This is a genomic window from Candidatus Dormiibacterota bacterium (assembly GCA_035544955.1).
In the GTDB taxonomy this organism is placed as follows: domain Bacteria; phylum Chloroflexota; class Dormibacteria; order CF-121; family CF-121; genus CF-13.
In genome coordinates this window covers 134323-154060 of sequence record DASZZN010000051.1, presented here as the reverse complement: position 1 = coordinate 154060, position 19738 = coordinate 134323, and the positions used below count along the sequence as shown (strand labels likewise).

Below are 19738 nucleotides of genomic sequence, written 5' to 3'. Positions count from 1 at the left end.
ACACCCGTACCGACGCCTCGCCCCACGCCGGTGCCGACCCCCGCGCCCACGCCTCGCCCGACGCCGACGTCCACCCCGACACCCACGCCGGCGCCCACCCCGACGCCCACGCCGCAGTCGTTCGCGATCCTCGCTGACGGCGACGTCCTGACCGCTCGGCCGGCCGATCCGAACCAGCCGTGCGACCAGATCACCGTGACCTCCGCCGGCTGGTTTACGACCAACGGGGTCGGCGGAACCGTGAGCTACGCCTGGATTCGGACCGACACCCAGGGGAACCGACGAGTGATCGCGGAGCCATCAATCACGATTGCGCCGGGCGACACGTCGCTGCACGCCGTGCGGACTGACACCTGGAGACGGCCTCAGGACCCGGGCAGCGTGCAGCTCGTCTTCTATACGCCGACCGCCCCGGCGGTCGCCGCCAGGTCGTTCACCTGCCAGAACAACAACCAGGGCGGCTGAGCCCGCTCAGACCCCCGAAGAGGGGGGAGGGGGAGGGGTGTTGAGGCCGCCCGAGTTGGAAGGTGTGCAGCATTCCGCCCGCCCACCGGTTATACAGGGGATGCGCCTGCCGCGACGCCTCCCGTTCCGGCCGAGGCTGAGGATCCGGACCCAGATCATCCTGCCGTTCCTGCTCCTGATGCTAATTCTGGGGGTGGTGGGAACCTACCTGACGACCAGCCTGGTCGCGACCTCGCTTGAGAACCGGATCGCGGACCAGCTCGCGCACGCCGAGGACGCGGCGTTGGACGCGGCCGTCAAGCTGCAGGGTCGCCAGGTGGCGGCGATCCGGCTGTTTGCCAACACCGAGGGGGTGGACCGGGCGGTGGCCGCCGGTGACGCCGCCGCGTTGCGGCAGCTGGTCGTTCCGCTGGAGGTCAACAACCGGCTCGGCACGGTCATGATCTTCGATGCGAGAGGCCACACCATCCTGGAAGTCAGTCAGCCTGACCCTGCCAACCCGGGCGGCCTGATCTTCGGCAGTGGGACGGATCTATCGGGTGAAGCGGTTGTCCAACCCGTGCTCAAGGGGCTCTACGACTCCCTGGGCGACAAATACATCGCCTACCTCGGAACCCCGCCGTCGTCGCTCGTCGCGGCCGGCCCGGTGATCTTCGCCGATCGGGTGGTCGGCGGCATCATGGTCGCGGCACCGCTGCGTGCCGTGCTGGCGGACATGCAGAGCCATTCGCAGTCGGACGTGATGCTGATGGACGGCAGCGGACAGCTGGTGGGGAGCACGCTGACCGGGGTCAGCGGCAACCTGATCGACGACCGTGTCCGGTCGTACCTGGCCCTTGCCTCACCGGGGCGGGCCGTCACCCGGGCGGTGAAGGTCCGCGGCGAGGACTACCAGTTCCAGTTCACCAACTTCTACCTCCGCCAGCACCCCGAGGGGTACCTCGCCGTCGCCCTCTCCCGTCGAGGCGTGATCGACGCCGGGCTGCATTCCGCATTGCAGATGACGGTGCTCTTCGCCGGCGTTGTCCTTGTCCTGCTGCTCATCGGGTATTTGCTCGCGCTTCGGCTCACGCGACCGATCGAGGCGCTGGTCGCAGGAACCCAGGCGGTGGCGCGCGGCGACCTGACCAAGCGGCTGGACGTCCGGCGCCGCGACGAACTTGGCGAGCTCGCGAGGGCGTTCAATGCGATGACCCAGGACCTACAGGAACGAACCCGATCCTTGAACGAGCAGATGCGCCGCCTCGCCGCCCTGTCGCAGACGAGCCAGGGCCTTGGTAAGGAAACGGAACCCGGCGCCATGGCGGAGGCGATCCTCGGTGTCAGCCTGAAGGCGCTTGGCCTCGAGACCGCCCTCTTGCTGGCTCGCAATGAGGCAAATGGCCTCGAAGTCCGCGCGATGGTTGGTCCGGTCGGCAAGGCGGGGGGACAACTCATGCGAATGAGCCCACTGAAGCTAGCCGAGGGCTTTTCCAGCGATGCTTCGGTCGACGTCGAAATCGCGACCACCCTGACGGCCGATCCCCGACGTTGCCTGCGGCTCTTCGCCGCGCTCGCCGGTGTCCAGCAGGCGCTGGTGGTCCCACTCATTCGCGGCGAGCGCAACGCCGGGTACCTCGTCACCGGCCTCGCCCCGGGATACGCGCTGCCCAAACAGGACGTCGACCTGCTGCAAACAATCGCTACCGAGATGGCGTTGATGATCGAGAACACCGACCTTCGCAAGAAGACGCAGCTGCAGGCGCACCGACTCGATCAGGCCATCATCGCCCTCGAGAAGATCTCCCAGGCCCTGACCGCCGTCACCGTCGGCACCGACAACTTGCTCCGCGCCGTGGCGCATGCCACCTCCGAGATCCTCGACGTCCCCTACGCCTCGCTGCAGTTGCGGAAGTCCTCCTGGCGGGAGCAGTTTTCGGATGTTATCGTCGGCTGCACCACTCGGCGCGAGCTCGCCGCGGTGCGGCAGAGCACCGACCTGGTCGCCGGTCGTGTCGAGCGACCGGAGCAGGTGCTCGAGCTCGATTTGGTGGATGACCGCGGGAAGCCGCTGGCGATACCCCACCGCGTCGGATTACAGCGAGTGGTCGCCGTCCCGATGTGCTTGGGCCCGGAAATCGTCGGCGTGCTCGTCATCCACATGAAGGAACCGCGGCCGCTGGAGCGCAGCGAAATCCGGGTGCTCCAGACGCTGGCAAACCAGGCCGTGATCGCCATCGAGAATGCCGCGGCTTACGAGCACACCAAGCAGCTGGCGACGACCGACGGGGTTACGGGCGTTTCGAACCACCGCGAGTTCGAGGCCCATCTGGAGCGGGAACTGCTGCGTGCGAGAAAGACGAAGGAACCGCTGGCGCTCATCATGTGTGATGTCGACCATTTCAAGGAGATCAACGACACGGTGGGTCACCCCGCCGGCGACAATGTGCTGCGGCATCTGACGCGTCAGATTCTGGTGCCGGCCATCCGGCCGAAGGATCTGGTGGCGCGCTACGGAGGCGATGAGTTCGTGCTCGTCCTGCGCGGCGCTGACAGCCGGGCGGCGGTCGCGGTCGCGGAACGCATCCGGCGAACGGTAGCCAGCCAGGCCGTGATGCTCGACGGCAAAGCCGTCGCCAATCTCTCGCTCAGTCTCGGAATCGCCGTCTTTCCTCGGGACGGCGACAGCCGCGAGGCCCTGGTGCAGGCCGCCGACCAGGCGCTTTACGTCGCCAAGCGGACGGGCCGAAACCGGGTGGTTCGCAGCGACGCCCCCGCCGCCGAGTCGCAAGTGGCGAGCTAGCCAGCGCCCGCGAAACCGCTCAAAGCCATTCGCTAAGCTTCGAGGCCATGGCTCCGATCGCACAACGTCCTCGCGGCACGCAGGATCTCTTGCCCGCGGACCAGCCGTACTGGGATGTGTTGGAGGCTGCTGCAAAGGTTGTCGCAGGGCGATTCGGGTACCAGCGCATCGAGACGCCGATCTTCGAAACGACCGACTTGTTTGTCCGCGGCGTGGGTGAAGGTAGCGACATCGTGAGCAAAGAGATGTTTACCTTCACCGATCGCGGCGGACGTTCGCTAACGCTCCGGCCGGAGGGAACGGCCCCCATCGTCCGCGCCTACTTCGATGCCGGGATGCAGTTGGAGCCGCAGCCGGTGAGGCTCTACTACATGGGCCCGTATTTTCGCTCCGAACGCCCGCAGGCCGGGCGGTTTCACGAATTCCATCAGTTTGGGATCGAATCCATCGGTGATGGGAACCCGCTGCTCGACGTGGAAGCCATCGTGCTTGGCTGGGATTGGTTTGCCGCGCTGGACATTGGAGGCGTGAGTCTCCACCTCAACAGCATTGGCGACGAGGTCTGCCGGCCGGCCTACCGGGAACTCCTGCGCGAGTATTACCGGCCGCACCTGGCGAAGCTGAGCGAAGAGAGTCAGGCGCGCTTCGAGAAGAACCCGCTCCGGCTCTTCGACTCCAAGGATCCGCAAGACGAACCGCTGAAGCGCAATGCGCCGCGCATCGTCGATCATCTCTGCGCGCCTTGCGCCGAGGCGTTTCTCGTCGTCAAGGAGGCATTGGCCACCGAAGAGATCCCCTTCGAGCTCAATTCCAATCTGGTGCGTGGTCTCGACTACTACACCCGGACGGTTTTCGAGTACCAGCACGAAAGCCTGGGCGGGGCGCAGAACTCGTTGGGAGGCGGCGGCCGCTACGATGGACTGGCCGCCGCGTTGGGCTACCGGTCGACACCTGGGGTGGGCTTTGCCATGGGGATGGAGCGGACCGCTACGGTGCTCAAGCAGAGCAAGCCGCTCACGCCACCGGTCCCGGATGTCTATGCCGTGGCGCTCGAGGCGCGCGATGAGTCGTACGTGTTCCACCTGGCATCGACGTTGAGGGCCCGCCGGATCAGTGTCGTCTTCGACCCCGGGCCGGCGCGCCTGGACGCCAAGCTGCGCAAGGCGGCGAGGCGAGGCGCCCGCCTGGCGCTGCTGGTCGGTCCCGAGGAGCGTGAGAAAAACCAGGTCGTGATCCGCAACATGCAGGAAAAGACGCAGACGAGTGTCGCGGAACGCGACCTGCTGTCCGCGATCAGCCAGATGTTGGGCGGCGGGTGAGCCTGACCCCGCGCATTCCGGCCGGGGCCATCCGATCGGAGCAGGTTGGACGCGACGTCGACGTGTACGGCTGGGTTCACCGGCGGCGCGACCTGGGTGGCCTGATCTTCATCGATCTGCGGGATCGCAGCGGAATCGTCCAGGTGAAGTTTGACCCCGCCAACGCGCAGGCCCACGCCCTCGGGGGTGAGCTCCGACCGGAATCGGTGATCCACGTGAAGGGCCCCGTCCAGCGGCGCCCACCAGGAACCGAAAACAAGGAGCTGGCGACGGGTGAGGTCGAGGTCGACGCGCGTGCCGTGACCATCCTCAACCGCGCGCAGCCGCCGCCCTTCGCCGTCAACGAAGACAGCCCGGTCGACGAGCAGGTGCGGCTTCGCTATCGCTACCTGGACCTGCGCCGGACGAGGATGGCCCGGAACTTGCAGCTCCGGCACCGGATGACCAAAGCGATCCGCGACTTCCTCGACGCCGAGGGTTTTCTCGAGATCGAGACTCCAGTGTTGATCCGGAGCACACCCGAGGGCGCTCGCGACTTCCTCGTCCCAAGCCGGCTGAAGCCAGGCCACGTCTACGCCCTGGCGCAGTCGCCGCAGCTCTACAAGCAGTTGCTGATGGTGGCCGGCATGGATCGGTACTTCCAGATCGTCCGCTGCTACCGCGACGAAGACCAGCGGGCGGATCGCCAACCGGAGTTCACACAGTTGGACCTCGAGATGTCGTTCGTCGGCGAGGACGACGTCCTCGATGTCATCGAACGGTCCTTCGCCCACGTCTGGCAGAAGGTGCTGGGCGTCGCCGTGCCGACACCGATCCGGCGCATCACGCACGCCGAAGCCATATTGCGCTACGGCGTCGACAAGCCCGACCTGCGCTACGGTCTCGAGATTCAAGAGTTGTCCTCGATCTTCGGCGGGACGGAATTCAAGATCTTTCGCCAGGCGCTCGATGCCGGCGGTGTCGTCCGCGGTCTGCGGATCCCGCGGGCCGTCGGTGGAAAGGAGATCGACGCGCTCACCGAGGTCGCCCGCGCGGAAGGCGCGAAGGGGCTGGCGTTCTGGCACCGGGACGCCGGCGGCTGGCGTTCGCCGATCGCGAAGTTCTTCGACGAGCGAGCGCTCACCCAGTTGCAAGAGGCGACCCACGCCGAGCTGGGCGACGTGGTCGTCGCCGTGGCCGATCAAGTGGAGGTGGCGTCGGCCTCGCTGGGAGCCGTCCGCAAAGCCGCGGCTCGCATGCTGGACCTGGTGAAGGAGGGGGTCTTCGAATTTGTCTGGGTCACGGACTTTCCGCTATTCGAGCGCAGCAAGGAAACCGGCGAGATCACGGCCGCCCACCATCCGTTCACCGCGCCAAGGCCCCAGGACCTCGAGCTCCTAGCCAGCGACCCGCTCAAGGTGCACGCCCGTAGCTACGACCTGGTGCTGAACGGTACCGAGCTCGGCTCGGGCAGCATCCGAATCCACGACCCGGAGTTGCAGCAACGCGTCTTCCAGGGTCTGGGGATCTCGCGCGAGGAGGCGGAGAAGCGCTTTGGCTTTCTCCTGACGGCGTTCCGCTACGGCGCGCCGCCGCACGGCGGATTCGCCTACGGCCTCGATCGCGTCGTCATGCTGGCGGCCGGCCAGGAAACGATCCGGGAAGTGATCGCCTTTCCCAAGAACCAGCAGGCGGAAGAGTTAATGACCGATGCGCCGGCTCCTGCGGATCCGAAACAACTCCGTGAACTCGGCCTCGAATTGGTTCGGCCGCCGTTGAAACCCTCCCGGTAACGTCCGGTTCGAAACGGTAACGGGCCTTTTGCGGCCTCGTCACGCAATGCAAGATCGGCGCCACCGCGGGCGTAAGGTACGGAACATACAGTAGGGTCCATGAACGCCGCCCTCTTCACCAAATCGACGACAGGACTCATTCTCGCTTCCAGTTTGATCGCTGCTTCGAGCATTCTTGGCCATGCACAAGACGCACCCGTCGCCCTGGGCACGCAGGCCACGCTCTCGCTGAGCGGGTACTACAGCACGACTCCGACCGGCCAGGCGGCGCTGGGCGGCCACACCTTTGACATGACCAGCGGAAACGCGGTCAAGCTGCTCAACGGTGGCACCGCGACCTTCACGGGTTCGTACCAGAACGCCAAAGCCGTCTACCTGCTGCTCAATACCGCCAACACGTACAACTGGTACGCGGGCAGCGTCGTGGGCACTGTGGTGCTGACCTTCAGTGACGCGACGACCCAGAGCACGGACCTCGTCATCGGCGCGAACCTGCGCGAGTGGCGCACCGGTGCCGCCGGTGTCGTGAACACGCTGACCGACGCGGCAGCCGCTCCGGTGTGGACCACCACGGCCCAGCCGTCGATGGGTGGCGGGACCGCCGTCCTGGACATGCTGACGATCCCGGTCGCGACTACCGGGAAGACGCTGACCACCGTGACCGTGACCGATACCAACGGATGGGGTTCGCTGCAGATGGACCTCGCCGGCCTGACCGCGGACTTCACGCCGCCGGCACCCCCAGTTGTGAAACCGCCGACCGGCGGTGGCAACCACGACGGCGATCATAAGAATACCGACAAGAAAACCAAGGTCGAGAAGGACGACAGCAACGCGGCCGACAAGGACGACCGCGAGGCCGACAAGAAAGACGACAAGACCACGACCAAGCCGGTCGTCAAGAAGACCGACGCGAAGAAAAACAGCGATCAGCACCAGCACAACGACTAGAAGGAAACCTCGATAGAGAGGCTCGGCCAGCCGGCCGGGCCTCTTTCGTTTTTCAAGCCGTCCGGAGGCTGATACACTCGCCGGGTTGCCTGTGCCGATCCCGCCCGTGTTCGTGCTGGCTACGCTCGTCATCCTGCTGGGCACACAGCTCGCCTACCTGGTGGCGCCACGGGCGCCGCACTACCTGGTCCGCCTGGGTCTGAGCGCGCTGGCCGTGCTCGTCGGGGAGGCGGCAGGGCTGGCCGGCGTGGGTGCCCCGCTCGCCATTGGCGAGCTGCACCCGCTCAACGATCTGGTGGTGCTGGCCATCTTGCAATGGGCGGTCACGGCGTGGGTGCGGCGTGCTCAGCCGGCCTAGACCGCGCCCGGCCACGTTTGGCGACCTCCCGAATGAGGTAGAACAACGGCAATATCGCGCGAGTGGGGAGCTCGAGAGGAGTTCGTGATGGTGTGGCAAGTCGGCGTGCTGCTGGTCGGCATTGGGTTTCTCCTGCTCAGCATCTTTGCCTCCTTCATCCTTCTGAACATGACGCGCAGCCTTCGGACAATCGAGGCCATCCTGACGCTGACGCTCGACGAGGCCCGGTTGGCGCTCCCTGAGCTGCGGCACAGCCTGCAGCAAATCGATGACATGGTTAGCGGCGTCAACGACAAGTTCACGGCCGCCGACCGGGCGATGAACGCCACCGGTGCTGCGATCACCGGTTGGCGCGATCGCGTGCGCGACACCCTTGGGGGAATCGGCCGCCGTCGCAGATCACCAGCCGGCCAGCACCGGGAGGAAGCATGAGGGAAAACCGACTTCGCCACCAGCCCGCGACAACTGGCCACGAGGCGCCCACCACGAGCGCTTACGTCACCGAACTGAAGCTCCCGGCCGTCCCCGACTACATCGTCGTCGCCAAGCGGGCCGCCGCCTCCCTGGGTCTCGTCGTCGGGTTCTCGGTGCAGGAAATCGACGACCTGAACATCGCCATCACTCAGGCCTGCGAGAGTGCCTGCGCCGCCGCCGCCCAACAGTGGGGGAGTGGCAACGGACAGCTGAAATTGATCTTCAAGAGCCGGCCCCGGCGGCTCGAGGTCGAGGTGCGGAGCGTACCGCCGCGCGCGGTGGAGCAGCCGACCGTGCGCCGCACCCGCCACGAGGCGGAGCTCGACTATGAAACCATTGGTTTGAACATGATCCGGCTGTTCGTCGATGAGCTCCGCTACCAGGTGGATGACCAGACGGGCAGCCTGCGGATGAGGATGGTCAAATACCTGATCGAGTAGACCCGCCAGCGTCTTCGCGCCCCACCGTCCGACCCAATCGAGAGCTCGTTCGCCGTCTGTTCCTCCAGTATCAGAAAACGAAGGACCCCGAGGTCCGCCAGCAGCTTGTTGAGCTGTTCAACAACCTGGTCATCTTCCTAGCCAAGAAATTCAGCAACCGGGGCGAGCCGCTCGAGGACATCGTCCAGGTCGGCTACATTGGCCTGCTCGCGGCAATCGAGCGCTTCGAGCCGCAGCGCGGCCTGGAGTTTTCGACCTTCGCCACGCCCACCATCGTTGGCGAAATCAAGCGTTACTTCCGGGACAAGAGCTGGGCGGTCAAGGTGCCACGCCGGCTCCAGGAAACGATGCAGCGCGCCGATGTCGCGTCGCAGCGGCTGCAAGCGAAACTCGGTCGCCAGCCGTCCGTGAACGAGATCGCCAAAGAGCTCGAGCTGCCACCGGAAGACGTGCTGGAAGCGATGGAGGCGAGCCCCGCGCAGCGTACCATCCCGTTCGAGTCGACCGGACCTGCACCCAAGGACGACGACGGCCTTCAACTAACTGAACGTCTCGGGCGAGAAGACGAGAACCTCGACAAGGTGGAGCTGCAGGATCTGCTCGACCAGGCGATGCGCCACCTGACGCCGCGCGAGCGGCGCATCATGTATCTACGCTTCGTCGATGAGCTGCCCCAGGCGGAAGTTGCAAAGCGGCTTGGCATCTCGCAGATGCACGTTTCGCGGCTGCAACGGGCCGCCGTCGAGCAACTGAAGCGGGAGATGCCCGTCTCCAGCTAGCGCCATTGGTAACGCCGGGCGTCGGGTAAGGATCCCCGACTGAATTCGAACTCAGTACAATGAGTAAGCGCGCAGGCCAGATATGACGAGCGCGGACATCCGCCAGCGTTTTCTCAACGTCTTCAAAGAGCGGGACCACAAGGTGTTACCGAGCTCCTCCCTGATCCCGTTCGGCGATCCTACGCTCCTGTTCACCAGCGCCGGCATGGTGCAGTTCAAGCCGTACTTTCTGGGCCAGGCTCGTCCGCCCTACCCGCGTGCCACCACCTGTCAGAAGGTCTTCCGCTCAGTCGACATCGACGTGGTGGGCCACGATGGCCATCACCTCACCTTTTTCGAGATGCTGGGCAACTTCTCTTTCGGCGACTACTTCAAGGAGAAGGCCATTCCCTACGCGTACGAATTCCTGACCAAAGACCTGAAGCTCGAAAAGGAGCGGCTCTGGGCCGGGATTCACAACGACGATGACGAGAGCTTCGAGATCTGGAAGAAGACCGGCATCCCGCCCGAGCGGATTCGGCGCTTTGGTGACGAGTACAACTTCTGGGCCGCGGGTCCCACCGGCCCCTGCGGACCAGACTCCGAGATCCACTACGACTGGGGCGAGCAATACAGCTGTGGCCGGCCGGACTGCGGGCCGAACTGCGAGTATTGCGATCGCTTTCTCGAGATCTGGAACCTGGTCTTCATTACGTGGAACCGGGACGAGGCGGGTGTCCGAACCCCGCTTCCCAAGAAGGGCATTGACACGGGCATGGGTCTCGAGCGCATCACGTCGGTCGTCAATCAGAAGCGGTCGCTCTTCGACACCGATCCGTTCCAGCCATTGATCCAGCACTTTGCGCAAGAAGCGGGCAAAACCTATGGGACAAATCCGGAGACCGACGTCTCGTTTCGCGTGCTCGCCGACCATGCCCGCGGCAGCACCATGCTGCTGGCCGACGGAGTGATACCGGCCAATGACGGGCGGGGCTATGTCCTGCGGCGTCTGGTCCGGCGAGGCATGGTCCATGCCCGCCGGCTCGGGCCGGCCGTTCACCTGTCGTCGGGTGTGCCCATCGTCGCCCGCCTGCTGGGGCCCGTATACCCCGAGGTCAGGACGCAGGCCGACCGGATCACCGAGGTGGTCAGGTCGGAGGAGGAGCGGTTTGGCGTCGCGCTGCGCCAGGGGATGGAGCGCCTGCAGCCTTTACTGGAGCGCGGAACCCTTAACCCCCAAGAAGTGTTCTACCTCCATGACACGCTCGGCTTCCCGATCGAACTCACGGCCGAGCTGGCCGAGGAACGAGGCGTGGAGGTCGACCTGGAAGCCGTGGCCGCGCTGATGCAGGGCCAGCGTGACCGCAGCCGGGTCGCAACCGGGGGGTTCACCGCCCCGCTGGCTGGAAGTGCCAGCCGGTTCGTCGGCTACGACCAGCTGGAAACGGAGACAGTCGTCACCGAGGTCTTTCCGGTGGTCGGCGAACCGGAGCGCGCCGACGTGTTTCTCGAGGAAACGCCCTTTTACGCGGAGCGCGGCGGGCAGACGGCCGACACCGGCTCGCTCAGCTGGAGCGGGACGAAGGTTCGCGTTGTCGACGTGCAGCCGCAAGGTGAGGCGATCCGGCATCGAGTCGAGATGCGGCCTGACCGGCTGAAGCCCGGCGATCGTGTCCGGGCAACGGTTGATGCCCCACGTCGACAGGCCGTGGCACGGCATCATTCAGCCACCCACCTACTGCACCGGGCGTTGAGGGACGTGCTGGGCGAACAGGCCGTCCAGGCCGGCTCCTCGGTTCAGCCCGACTATGCGACCTTCGACTTCCGCTTCTCTCGGGCGTTGACGCCAGAAGAAGTCGACCGCGTCTCCGCCTTATTGAATGAGAAGATCCGCGCCAACCTCGTCCGCCGTGTCGAGGAGCTTCCGCTCGAGCAGGCGATTGCGACCGGGGCGGTGGCGCTGTTCGACGAGAAGTACGGCGAACGGGTTCGAGTGGTCTCCTTCGGCGATTGGGCCCGCGAGCTCTGCGGTGGCACGCACGTCGAGCGGAGTGGTGAAATCGGCATCGCGTCGATATCCAGCGACCGCAGCATTGGCGCGGGCGTTCGTCGAATCGAGATGCGGTCCGGCGCCGCGGCCGAGCAGCAGATCCGGAACGACGAACGCGTGCTTCGCGAGTTGGGCGACGCGCTGCGAACGGGGCCATCAGAGCTACCGGCTCGGGTCGCAGCCTTGCAGGCAGAGGTCAAACGCCTCGAGAAGGAATCCGCAAACCTCCGCCAGCGCCTCGCGGCGGGCGGGGGTGCCCAGCTGGAAGAAGCCGACGTCGACGGAGTGCGCCTGATGCTGCAGCGGGTCGACGAGCAGGAAAAGGACCTGCTGGTCTTCGCCGACCAGGCACTGAACCGCGCCAATGGCAACGGGGTCGCGATCATCGTCGGCGGTCGCAACTTTGCGATCAAGGTGGCAAGCCCGCTGGCCGAACGGCTTCCGGCGAACGATCTGATCCAGGCCTTCCGCCAGGTGGCCGGGGGGAAGGGGGGAGGCCGTGGCCCCGTTGGCCAGGGCGGCGGCATCGATCCCAATCGCGTCGAGGACGCATTCAAGTCGGTGCAGGACTACGTGAGGAAGCAGTTGGGACCGAAATGATCAAGATCAAGGACCGGATCAAGCGCTTGCGCCGCGGCGCCGATTACGAGAATTACTACACCGCCCTCGACATCGGGACCGAATACATCAAGGCGCTGGTCGTCAAGCGCGAAGGGAAGAACGGCGTCGTGCTGGGCGCCTCGCGCCAGCGACAGGAATTCGCGGACATGCAGGGAGGCGTTCCCTCTGACATCCAGGGAATCATCGATAGTTGTGACCGGGCGATGTCGCAGGCCGAGGACATGTGCGACACGATCCCCGGCCAGGCCGTCATCGGAATCGCTGGCGAGCTCGTGAAAGGCCTGAGCACGTCGGTCACGGTGCCGCGGGCGGACCCCAACCTCAAGATCAATGAGAGCGAGTTGCTGCAAACCCTCCAGCTGGTGCAGAAGCGCGCGCTCCGCGAGGCGAGCCATTCGATGAGCCTCGAGCTCGGGGTTTCGGACGTGAACGTCAAGCTGATCAATTCCGCGATCACCAGCGTGCGCATCGACGGCTTCGTCGTGAACAACCCCATCGACTTCCAGGGCAAGCAAATGGTGATCACGATCTTCAACACCTTTGCGCCGCTCACCCACGTGGGCGCCCTGCAGACGATCGCCTCGGAACTCGATCTGGAGCTGATCGCCACGGTCGCGGAACCGTACGCGATGGCGCGCTGCGCCGCCACCGACGAGGTCTACGACTTCGGCGGAATCTTCATCGACATCGGCGGCGGAACCACCGATATCGCGCTGATCCGCAACGGCGGGATCGAGGGCACTCGGATGTTCCCCATCGGTGGGCGCGTTTTCACCAAGAAGCTGGCCTCGCGCTTCGGCATCTCCTTCGCCGACGCCGAGGCGGTCAAGTTGCGCCATTCGAAAGGCGAGCTCCCTCCCGACCACGCCGAAAAGGTCCACGCGGTACTTGCCAGAGACGCCGAGGTGCTGGTGGAGGGGGTGGCGATCACCCTGCAGGAAATGGCAAAAGGCGACCGCCTGCCCACCGCCATCTACCTGGCGGGCGGCGGCAGCGCCCTGCCGGAGGTCAAGGACCAGCTCAACGCCTTCTCCTGGGGCGAGAAGCTCCCTTTCGCCCGGACTCCGACCATCAACGTGCTCCGCCCGGTCGACATCCGGGGGATCTACGACTCGACCGGCCTCCTCCTGGACCAACAGGACATCACCCCGATGGGATTGGCCTTCCATGCGATCCAGCAGCAGTCGGAAGACCAGGCGCCTCTCTACGGGTTGATGCGCAAGGTCCTCAAAGCGATGAAAGTCTGAGTGCCGGGTACGAAAACCTGACACCGTAACAACTCGACAATCAGTGACGTTTCCGGTATGAAAGGCTGCGACGTGTTAAAACTGTGAAGACTCTGGCCAAACTTCTCTACGTCGAAGCTGACGAGGAGATCACCGACCTCGTCGATCGCCTGCGGGATCTCAGCCTCGAGGATGAGGTCACCTTCGTCGTCCCGGAACGTGCCCGGGCATTGCAGAGTCCCATGAGCTTCCGGCTCCTCAAGCGCTATGCGGACAGCTATGGGAAGCGGGTCAACCTGGTCAGCACTGATCCCCGGCTCCAGACGATGTCCCTGGAGGCCGGCTTTACCGCCTTCCCGAGCCTGGCCGCCTACGACCGCGGCACCGAGGTGCACAGTCCGGAACTGGTCGCCGAACCGCCCTCGAATGCCGCGGCTGCCGTCGCCCCAGCTGCGGCGGTGACCGCCCCACCGGCCCCCCCGGCCCCACCGGCCCCCCAGGCGGCTGCTCTCCAGCGCGGGGTCGCCACGCTTGAGCGGCCGCGCGAGACGTCGCTGGTCTCGTCCCCGCCAAAGCGGCAGGCGCCTTCCCCGAGGAAGCCCGCGCCATCGGGGCCGCCGCTCGGAAGCTACCGACCGTACCTGATTGGGGCCGCCGCGGTGTTTGTTGTGGCCTTGTTGCTTGGCATCCTGTACCTCCCAACCGCGACCGCCACCGTGTCCGTTCAGGGGACGGCGGCCACGGCGGATATCACCCTGCTGGGGGCACCCGGGACGGCGGCCGGATCACCCGACCATTTCGCGACCCAGGCCGTTCACGCGAGTCAGTCGCAGACGTTTCCTGGGACCCCGACAGGGCAGAAGGCAGTACCCGCGGTTCCGGCATCAGGCTCGGTTACCTTCACTGAGAACTGCTCTTTCCTGTGTACGAACGGCCTTAAACCCATTCCGGCGGGAACGATGGTAAGTACGTCAGACGGGAAGCAATACGCCACGCAAAGAGCGGTAAACGTGTTGTCACCCCATGGCTCGGTCTCAGTAGCGGCTTCCGCGACGCAACCAGGACCAAATGGCAACACGGTGGAACATACGGTCACGAACATCAATAACAGCTCAGACGATTCGCTCTCAGTTGACAATCCGGCTGCGATTGGAGGCGGTGCCGACGCGCGTACCGCCACCATCATTCAGCCGTCCGACATCGACAGCGTCCGTGACGTCTATGCGAAAGATGCCGTGCCGCAAGTGACCGATCAACTCAACGGCAAGGCCCAGGGCCTGAAGATCGTGCTCGTTGGAGCTGGCGTACAGGCCACGGCTACTTCCGATCACAAGGCCGGCGAAGAGGTTACTGGTTTCACCATCACGGTCACGGTCGCGGGGGACGGCATCGCCTTCGACGAGAAATCGGTCCAACAAATGCTCAAGTCGTCCCTGCAGCGGAAGATCCCTCAGGGCTCGCAGTTGACGACCAACGGGACGACGGTCAAATATGAGCCGATCGACGCGACGACCGATGGTCACATCACGCTCAACGGCCACGCGTCGGGCTTCTACACGCCGATCTTCCTCGAATCCAACATCCGCTCGCATCTAAAGGGGATGAGCCCGACGAAGGGGCGCGCCTTCCTCCAGGGGCTCCCGAACGTAGTCGACGCCCGGGTAACCCAGTCGCCATTCGGCCTGCCGTGGCTGCCGTTCTTCAGCTCCCGTATCACGCTCAAGATCCAGGAGGTTTCCAGCAGCAGCACGGGCCCGTGAGGATCCTCGCGATCGACCCGGGCACGGTCCGGCTCGGTCTCGCGCTTAGCGATCCCTCCGGGACGATTGCTCAGCCACTGAGCGTGCTGGCGCGCCGCTCGGAGGCCGAGGATCTCAAGGCACTCAACGATCTGGTCGAGCGCCACGAAGTTGGACTCATTGTCATTGGGCTGCCGCGCTTGATGAACGGCCGCATCGACGCCGCGGCCCAGCAAGCCCAGCTGTTCGGCGCCCACGTAGCCAAGGCCACCGGCCGGCCGGTAGCATACTGGGACGAACGGCTCACGAGCGTGGCGGCCGAACGGTACCTGATCGAACAGGGCAAACGGCGCGGCAAAAGGCGCCAGGAGATCGATCGAGTGGCCGCCACGTTATTGTTGCAGGGATATCTCGACTATCGGGCTGGTCGGGCACCAGGAGGCTGAATGCCAGAGATACCGGAAGCGAACGGAGAAGTACAAACTATCGAGCTGGTCAATGAGAAAACCGGCGAAGAGGAAAGCTACGTCGTCCACGACGTCGTGGAGATCGAAGGCGAAACCTACTACGTCCTACAGGCGGAGGCGGACGAGGACCGCGTGCTCATCCTTCGCCGCGAAGGCGAGTCGTTGGTGACGCTGGACGACGACGAGCACGACCGGGTGGTCGAGCAGCTCGAGGAATTCGAAGAGGAAGACGAGCCCGATGATGACGGCGGTCCTGAACGCTGACTGATCCGAAGCGGTCTCCGATGCGGGCAACTGCCCCGCGCAAGCGCAGCCGTGCCCTCGGCTGCGTGCAATGGTTCGTCGTCATCCTGTTCCTCCTGCCGGCGGCCCTGGGCATCCCGGCCGTGATCGGGTACACCTGGGTGGACCATCAGCTGAACCAGCCGGCCAACCCCGGCAACTCCAAGGTGCGATTCGTCGTGCCCCCCAGGGCGACATTTCATGAGGTCGCAGACACGCTGCACCGGACGGGCCTGATCGACTCGGTGACCGTCTTCGATTTGTATGCACGCTACAAGCATCTGGACCGCAACGTTCAAGCGGGCGCCTACGAGCTGAGCCGGAACCTGAACATGATCCAGATCCTGGGCGCGCTGCAGACCGCGATCCCAGAGGAAATCTTCGTGACGATTCCCGAGGGATACAACATCAAGAAGACGGCGGCAGCCCTCGACACCGGCGGCGGCCCCGTCAAGGGAAGCGATTACATCGCGCTCGCCGTCCAGGGGCAGTTCAACTACGACTTTCTCAAGGACCTGCCGCCCGGTGCCTCGCTGGAGGGCTTCCTCTTCCCGGATACCTACCTCGTGCCGCGAAACGGGACGGCAAAAGAGCTGATCACGCTGCAGCTCGAGAACTTCAAGACGCACTGGGACGACACGCGAAAGAGCCAGGCAGCCCAGCGGAAGCTCAACCCCCTCCAGATCGTCACAATCGCGTCGATGATCGAACGGGAGGCCCTCTACCCGGACGACCGGCCGCTGGTCAGCAGTGTGATCTACAACCGGCTGGCGGCCGGCTGGCCGCTCCAGATCGACGCCACCGTTCTCTACGCGCTGGGCCGCTGGCAGGCCTCAGTGACGAAGGAGGACCGCATGGTTCAGTCGCCCTACAACACCTATCTACATACGGGACTTCCTCCTGGACCTATCGCGAACCCAGGCATCAAAGCCATCGATGCCGCACTCCAACCCGCGAACACCGGGTATTTCTTCTACCTCTCCGACCCCCAGGGTCACAACCACTACGCCAAGACCAACGAAGAGTTCGCCCGCCTCCTCAAGCAGTACGGCCTCCAGTAAGGACCCCCGCCCCGGCGTGGAAAGGCGGGGGAATGGGCCCCCGACCCGGCTGCTGCTGCTCGGCGGAGACGGGGACGGGGAGCCCGCCGTCAGCCTCTTCAACGCCGGCTTCGAGGCGGCCGGAATCGAGGCCCGCTGCGAAGTCCGGACGGTGGGCCCGGCCGAGCTCCCCCAGGCGATCGCGCGCATTCGGGCCGACCGCAATGTCCTGGGTGCGGCGGTCACCATGCCGCATGCGGTCGCGGCCAGTCGGTTGCTCGACGGGCTCGGTCCCGAAGCGCAGGTCATCAAGGCGGTCAACACCATCAGTCATCGGGCCGGCGCCCTGATCGGCTGGAATACCGATCGCTCGGGCTTCGCGCAGGCCCTCGACGACGCCGGCTTCCAGGCGAAGGGACGCTCCGTGCTCGTGATCGGGGCGGGCGGCGGCGCCCGAGCCTCGGTCGACGCACTGCGCGAGGCCGCCACGAAGATCTGGGTCACGAGCCGCGACCTCGATGAGGCCAGGGCCGTCTGCCGCGACCTCGAGGTCAGCAGCGGCGGCCCGGCGCCGCTGGGATCCCTCTCGTTGCTGGTTCGGAAGGCCGAACTCATCGTCAATGCCACGCCGGTTGGGAGCGATGGCGAGTCGGTCCTCTTTCCGGTTGACTGGATAACGCCGAGCCAATTCGTTTTCGACCTGGTATACGAGCCCCCGTTGACGCCCTTGCTTCGCGGAGCGCGGGAGCAAGGCGCCCGGGCGATGAACGGGCTTACGATGCTGCTCTTCCAGGGGCTGGCGGCTTTCGAGATCTGGACCGGCCAGCCACCGCCCGAGGCCGCCATGCGGGCGGCTCTCGAACGCGCGGTGGTGGGGCGCCTCACCTCGTGAGGCACCTGCTGCTCGCGCTCGGCTGGGCCGTTGTCGGCGCCGGCGTCGGTGTCGGACTGAACTACCTGTCCCGCTGGTTGGCTCGGATCGAGGAGATCGAGTTCCGGCAGTCCGTCCGCGAGTCGTTGCTGATGCCCGCGCTGGCCGCGGCGCTCTTCTTCGTGTTCGCGCTCCAACTGGGTGTCCAGCCGCTCCTATTCATCGACTCGGTCTACGTCGTCGTGCTGGTGCAGGTGCTGGGGTTCGACCTGAAGACCCGCTACATCCTCGATCTCGTGATGTTCCCCAGCTGGGTGATCGCTTTTGCCCTCGCCTTCGTCACGCCCTGGACGCCTGCCCTGACCTGGCCATGGCCCGACTGGCGAACTGCCCCGGTAGCCGCGCTGATCGCGGGCGGCGTCTTCCTGCTCCTTTTTTTCGGCGGCCAGCTGGCCTTTGGGGCCGAGGCATTCGGCTTCGGTGATGTCAAGCTCGCGGTCTTCATTGGGATGGCGACCGGGCTCTCGAACCTTCGCATGGCCCATGCTCTCCTCGACGGGGTCCTCCTGGGCGGGTTTGTCGCGATAATTCTGCTCATCACCCGCATCCGGAGCTTCAAGGACGCCGTCCCCTATGGACCGTTCCTCGTGCTCGGAACGCTGTTCGTCCTCTACAGTCAGGCCCCATGAACGCCCGCGACCTGCTTCCCGGCGAACGGATCCTGGCGAGCTCGTCTCGACACTGGGTCGTCCTCCTGCGCCCGATTGCCACCACAATCCTGGCGGTGGCCATCGTGCTGGTGATCCTGGCGCTGCTGCCGATCTCGGGCGAGCTGCGCCTGCTGCTGATGCTCGGCGCGATCCTGGTCGGGTTAGGGATCCTCAACCTCTATTACTGGGGCTGGCGGGCTCACGAGTACGTCCTCACCGACCAGCGCGTCATCATCAACGAGGGCATCGTGTCCACGGTCTCCCGCTCGATCGCGATCGACCGGATCCAGGATCTCACCACTTTCCAGGGCCTCTGGGGCCGGACCTGGGGCTTCGGCGATATCGAGCTCGAGTCCGCCGGGCGGGAGGGCGCCGAACTGCTCAGCACGGTGCCGCGCCCGCAACAGCTTCGGAACGCAATCTTCAGTCAGATCGAGGCTCGCCGCCGTCAGGGGGGTTCAGCGAACCCTTAGGGGGGTACAATCGCAAGCCGGTATGGTCAACCCCAGTGATTTCCGAAACGGCATGACGATCGAGTGGGAGGGCGAGCTCTGGACCGTGCTCGAGTTCCAGCAGGGCCAGAACGCCCGCGGCGACACCTTTTTTCGCACCAAGCTGCGCAATGTCCGCAGCGGGTCGATCATCGACCAGAAGTTCCGTGACAAGGATCGCTTCGCCCGCGCGAGGATCGAGAAGGTGGCCATGCAGTACCTTTACAGCGACGGTGACCGCCACTTTTTCATGGACCTGGCGAGCTACGATCAGCTCCCGCTTGGCGATGACCAGTTGGGCGATGCCTTGAAGTACCTGAAGGAGAGTTCCTCAATCGAGGTCCTAATGTACGAGGGCCGGCCGCTGGGCATCGAGCTACCCACCACGGTCGATCTCAAGGTGACGGACACCTCGCCTGGATTCAAGGGCGACACCGCGGCCGGCGGTGGGAAGCCGGCGACGGTGGAGACCGGGCTGATCCTGAACGTCCCCTTCTTTGTCAACGAGGGCGACGTCATCCGCGTCGATACCCGCACCGGCGCCTACGTGGAGCGGGTCTGACGATGCCGGACCGTCCGCTCGGCTCCGTCAAGGTGGCCAACGAGGTCATCGCCCACATTGCCTCGCTGACCGCCAGCCAGGTGCAGGGCATCGTTGGTATGTACCAGGCGAAAGCCCGAGACGGTCATCGCGTCCTGCCGGCTGGCAGCTCGCACAAGGGCGTTCGGGTCGATATGGGCAACGACGCACTGAATCTCGAGCTGTTCGTGATCGTCGATCACTCTGCCAACGTCCCGACGGTCGCGGCGGAGGTGCAGCGGCAGGTGGCGGATGCGATTGACAAGATGCTGGGTCTCGAAGTCCGCCAGGTCAACGTCTTCGTCGGGGACGTGAGGTTCCCCGAAGACGCCTAGGCGGCCT

At 65.2% G+C, this 19738-nt stretch carries 20 protein-coding genes; all 20 read left to right on the top strand.

The features are described 5' to 3' along the window. Positions 1-465, top strand: a 465-nt coding sequence (locus VHK65_18865; GenBank protein ID HVS08214.1) for a hypothetical protein, incomplete at its 5' end; no start/stop codon positions are given. A gap of 37 nt (positions 466-502) precedes the next feature. Then, a complete protein-coding gene (locus VHK65_18860; protein HVS08213.1) occupies positions 503-3247 on the top strand; it encodes a diguanylate cyclase in 2745 nt (914 codons plus the stop codon). A 47-nt stretch (positions 3248-3294) separates the two neighbouring features. After that, positions 3295-4566 carry a histidine--tRNA ligase gene (gene hisS, locus VHK65_18855; protein HVS08212.1) on the top strand — a complete coding sequence of 424 codons (1272 nt, stop codon included), beginning with the start codon at positions 3295-3297 and terminating at the stop codon, positions 4564-4566. A 2-nt stretch (positions 4567-4568) separates the two neighbouring features. Next, complete coding sequence (gene aspS, locus VHK65_18850; GenBank protein HVS08211.1) at positions 4569-6338, top strand: aspartate--tRNA ligase; 1770 nt, start codon at positions 4569-4571, stop codon at positions 6336-6338. Between the two features lie 99 nt (positions 6339-6437). Further along, positions 6438-7289, top strand: coding sequence for a hypothetical protein (locus tag VHK65_18845; protein HVS08210.1), 852 nt, complete (start codon positions 6438-6440; stop codon positions 7287-7289). A gap of 85 nt (positions 7290-7374) precedes the next feature. Beyond that, positions 7375-7647, top strand: coding sequence for a hypothetical protein (locus tag VHK65_18840; GenBank protein ID HVS08209.1), 273 nt, complete (start codon positions 7375-7377; stop codon positions 7645-7647). Between the two features lie 87 nt (positions 7648-7734). Continuing rightward, on the top strand, positions 7735-8079 hold the full coding sequence (locus tag VHK65_18835) for a hypothetical protein (protein ID HVS08208.1): 345 nt from the start codon (positions 7735-7737) through the stop codon (positions 8077-8079). Next, positions 8076-8561, top strand: a complete 486-nt coding sequence (locus VHK65_18830) for an ATP-binding protein (protein ID HVS08207.1) — start codon at positions 8076-8078, stop codon at positions 8559-8561. Before VHK65_18835 ends, VHK65_18830 begins: the two co-directional genes overlap by 4 nt. Beyond that, positions 8546-9340, top strand: coding sequence for a SigB/SigF/SigG family RNA polymerase sigma factor (locus tag VHK65_18825; GenBank protein ID HVS08206.1), 795 nt, complete (start codon positions 8546-8548; stop codon positions 9338-9340). The genes VHK65_18830 and VHK65_18825 overlap by 16 nt, the downstream gene beginning before the upstream one ends. A gap of 82 nt (positions 9341-9422) precedes the next feature. Next, positions 9423-11969 (top strand): alanine--tRNA ligase, encoded by a 2547-nt coding sequence (alaS, locus tag VHK65_18820; GenBank protein HVS08205.1) that lies wholly within the window; start codon positions 9423-9425, stop codon positions 11967-11969. Continuing rightward, on the top strand, positions 11966-13237 hold the full coding sequence (locus VHK65_18815) for a cell division FtsA domain-containing protein (protein ID HVS08204.1): 1272 nt from the start codon (positions 11966-11968) through the stop codon (positions 13235-13237). The genes alaS and VHK65_18815 overlap by 4 nt, the downstream gene beginning before the upstream one ends. A gap of 83 nt (positions 13238-13320) precedes the next feature. Beyond that, positions 13321-14976, top strand: a complete 1656-nt coding sequence (locus VHK65_18810; protein ID HVS08203.1) for a baseplate J/gp47 family protein — start codon at positions 13321-13323, stop codon at positions 14974-14976. Next, positions 14973-15401, top strand: coding sequence for a Holliday junction resolvase RuvX (ruvX, locus tag VHK65_18805; protein HVS08202.1), 429 nt, complete (start codon positions 14973-14975; stop codon positions 15399-15401). The genes VHK65_18810 and ruvX overlap by 4 nt, the downstream gene beginning before the upstream one ends. Beyond that, entirely contained in the window at positions 15402-15686 is a 285-nt protein-coding gene (locus tag VHK65_18800; GenBank protein ID HVS08201.1) for a DUF1292 domain-containing protein, read from the top strand. Between the two features lie 20 nt (positions 15687-15706). Continuing rightward, positions 15707-16765, top strand: a complete 1059-nt coding sequence (gene mltG, locus VHK65_18795; GenBank protein ID HVS08200.1) for an endolytic transglycosylase MltG — start codon at positions 15707-15709, stop codon at positions 16763-16765. Between the two features lie 16 nt (positions 16766-16781). Then, positions 16782-17636, top strand: a complete 855-nt coding sequence (locus tag VHK65_18790; GenBank protein ID HVS08199.1) for a shikimate dehydrogenase — start codon at positions 16782-16784, stop codon at positions 17634-17636. Beyond that, positions 17633-18304: a prepilin peptidase gene (locus VHK65_18785; protein HVS08198.1), complete on the top strand. Its 672-nt coding sequence runs from the start codon at positions 17633-17635 to the stop codon at positions 18302-18304. Before VHK65_18790 ends, VHK65_18785 begins: the two co-directional genes overlap by 4 nt. Next, positions 18301-18798 carry a PH domain-containing protein gene (locus VHK65_18780; GenBank protein HVS08197.1) on the top strand — a complete coding sequence of 166 codons (498 nt, stop codon included), beginning with the start codon at positions 18301-18303 and terminating at the stop codon, positions 18796-18798. Before VHK65_18785 ends, VHK65_18780 begins: the two co-directional genes overlap by 4 nt. Positions 18799-18820: 22 nt before the next feature. Then, a complete protein-coding gene (gene efp, locus VHK65_18775; GenBank protein ID HVS08196.1) occupies positions 18821-19378 on the top strand; it encodes an elongation factor P in 558 nt (185 codons plus the stop codon). A gap of 2 nt (positions 19379-19380) precedes the next feature. After that, positions 19381-19731 carry an Asp23/Gls24 family envelope stress response protein gene (locus VHK65_18770; GenBank protein ID HVS08195.1) on the top strand — a complete coding sequence of 117 codons (351 nt, stop codon included), beginning with the start codon at positions 19381-19383 and terminating at the stop codon, positions 19729-19731. Positions 19732-19738 lie beyond the last annotated feature (7 nt).

Coding starts and splice junctions, on each gene's coding strand:
- hisS (HVS08212.1), top strand. CDS start 3,295: ATGGCTCCGATCGCACAACGTCCTCGCGGCACGCAGGATCTCTTGCCC.
- VHK65_18845 (HVS08210.1), top strand. CDS start 6,438: ATGAACGCCGCCCTCTTCACCAAATCGACGACAGGACTCATTCTCGCT.
- VHK65_18835 (HVS08208.1), top strand. CDS start 7,735: ATGGTGTGGCAAGTCGGCGTGCTGCTGGTCGGCATTGGGTTTCTCCTG.
- VHK65_18830 (HVS08207.1), top strand. CDS start 8,076: ATGAGGGAAAACCGACTTCGCCACCAGCCCGCGACAACTGGCCACGAG.
- alaS (HVS08205.1), top strand. CDS start 9,423: ATGACGAGCGCGGACATCCGCCAGCGTTTTCTCAACGTCTTCAAAGAG.
- VHK65_18815 (HVS08204.1), top strand. CDS start 11,966: ATGATCAAGATCAAGGACCGGATCAAGCGCTTGCGCCGCGGCGCCGAT.
- VHK65_18800 (HVS08201.1), top strand. CDS start 15,402: ATGCCAGAGATACCGGAAGCGAACGGAGAAGTACAAACTATCGAGCTG.
- mltG (HVS08200.1), top strand. CDS start 15,707: ATGCGGGCAACTGCCCCGCGCAAGCGCAGCCGTGCCCTCGGCTGCGTG.
- VHK65_18780 (HVS08197.1), top strand. CDS start 18,301: ATGAACGCCCGCGACCTGCTTCCCGGCGAACGGATCCTGGCGAGCTCG.
- efp (HVS08196.1), top strand. CDS start 18,821: ATGGTCAACCCCAGTGATTTCCGAAACGGCATGACGATCGAGTGGGAG.
- VHK65_18770 (HVS08195.1), top strand. CDS start 19,381: ATGCCGGACCGTCCGCTCGGCTCCGTCAAGGTGGCCAACGAGGTCATC.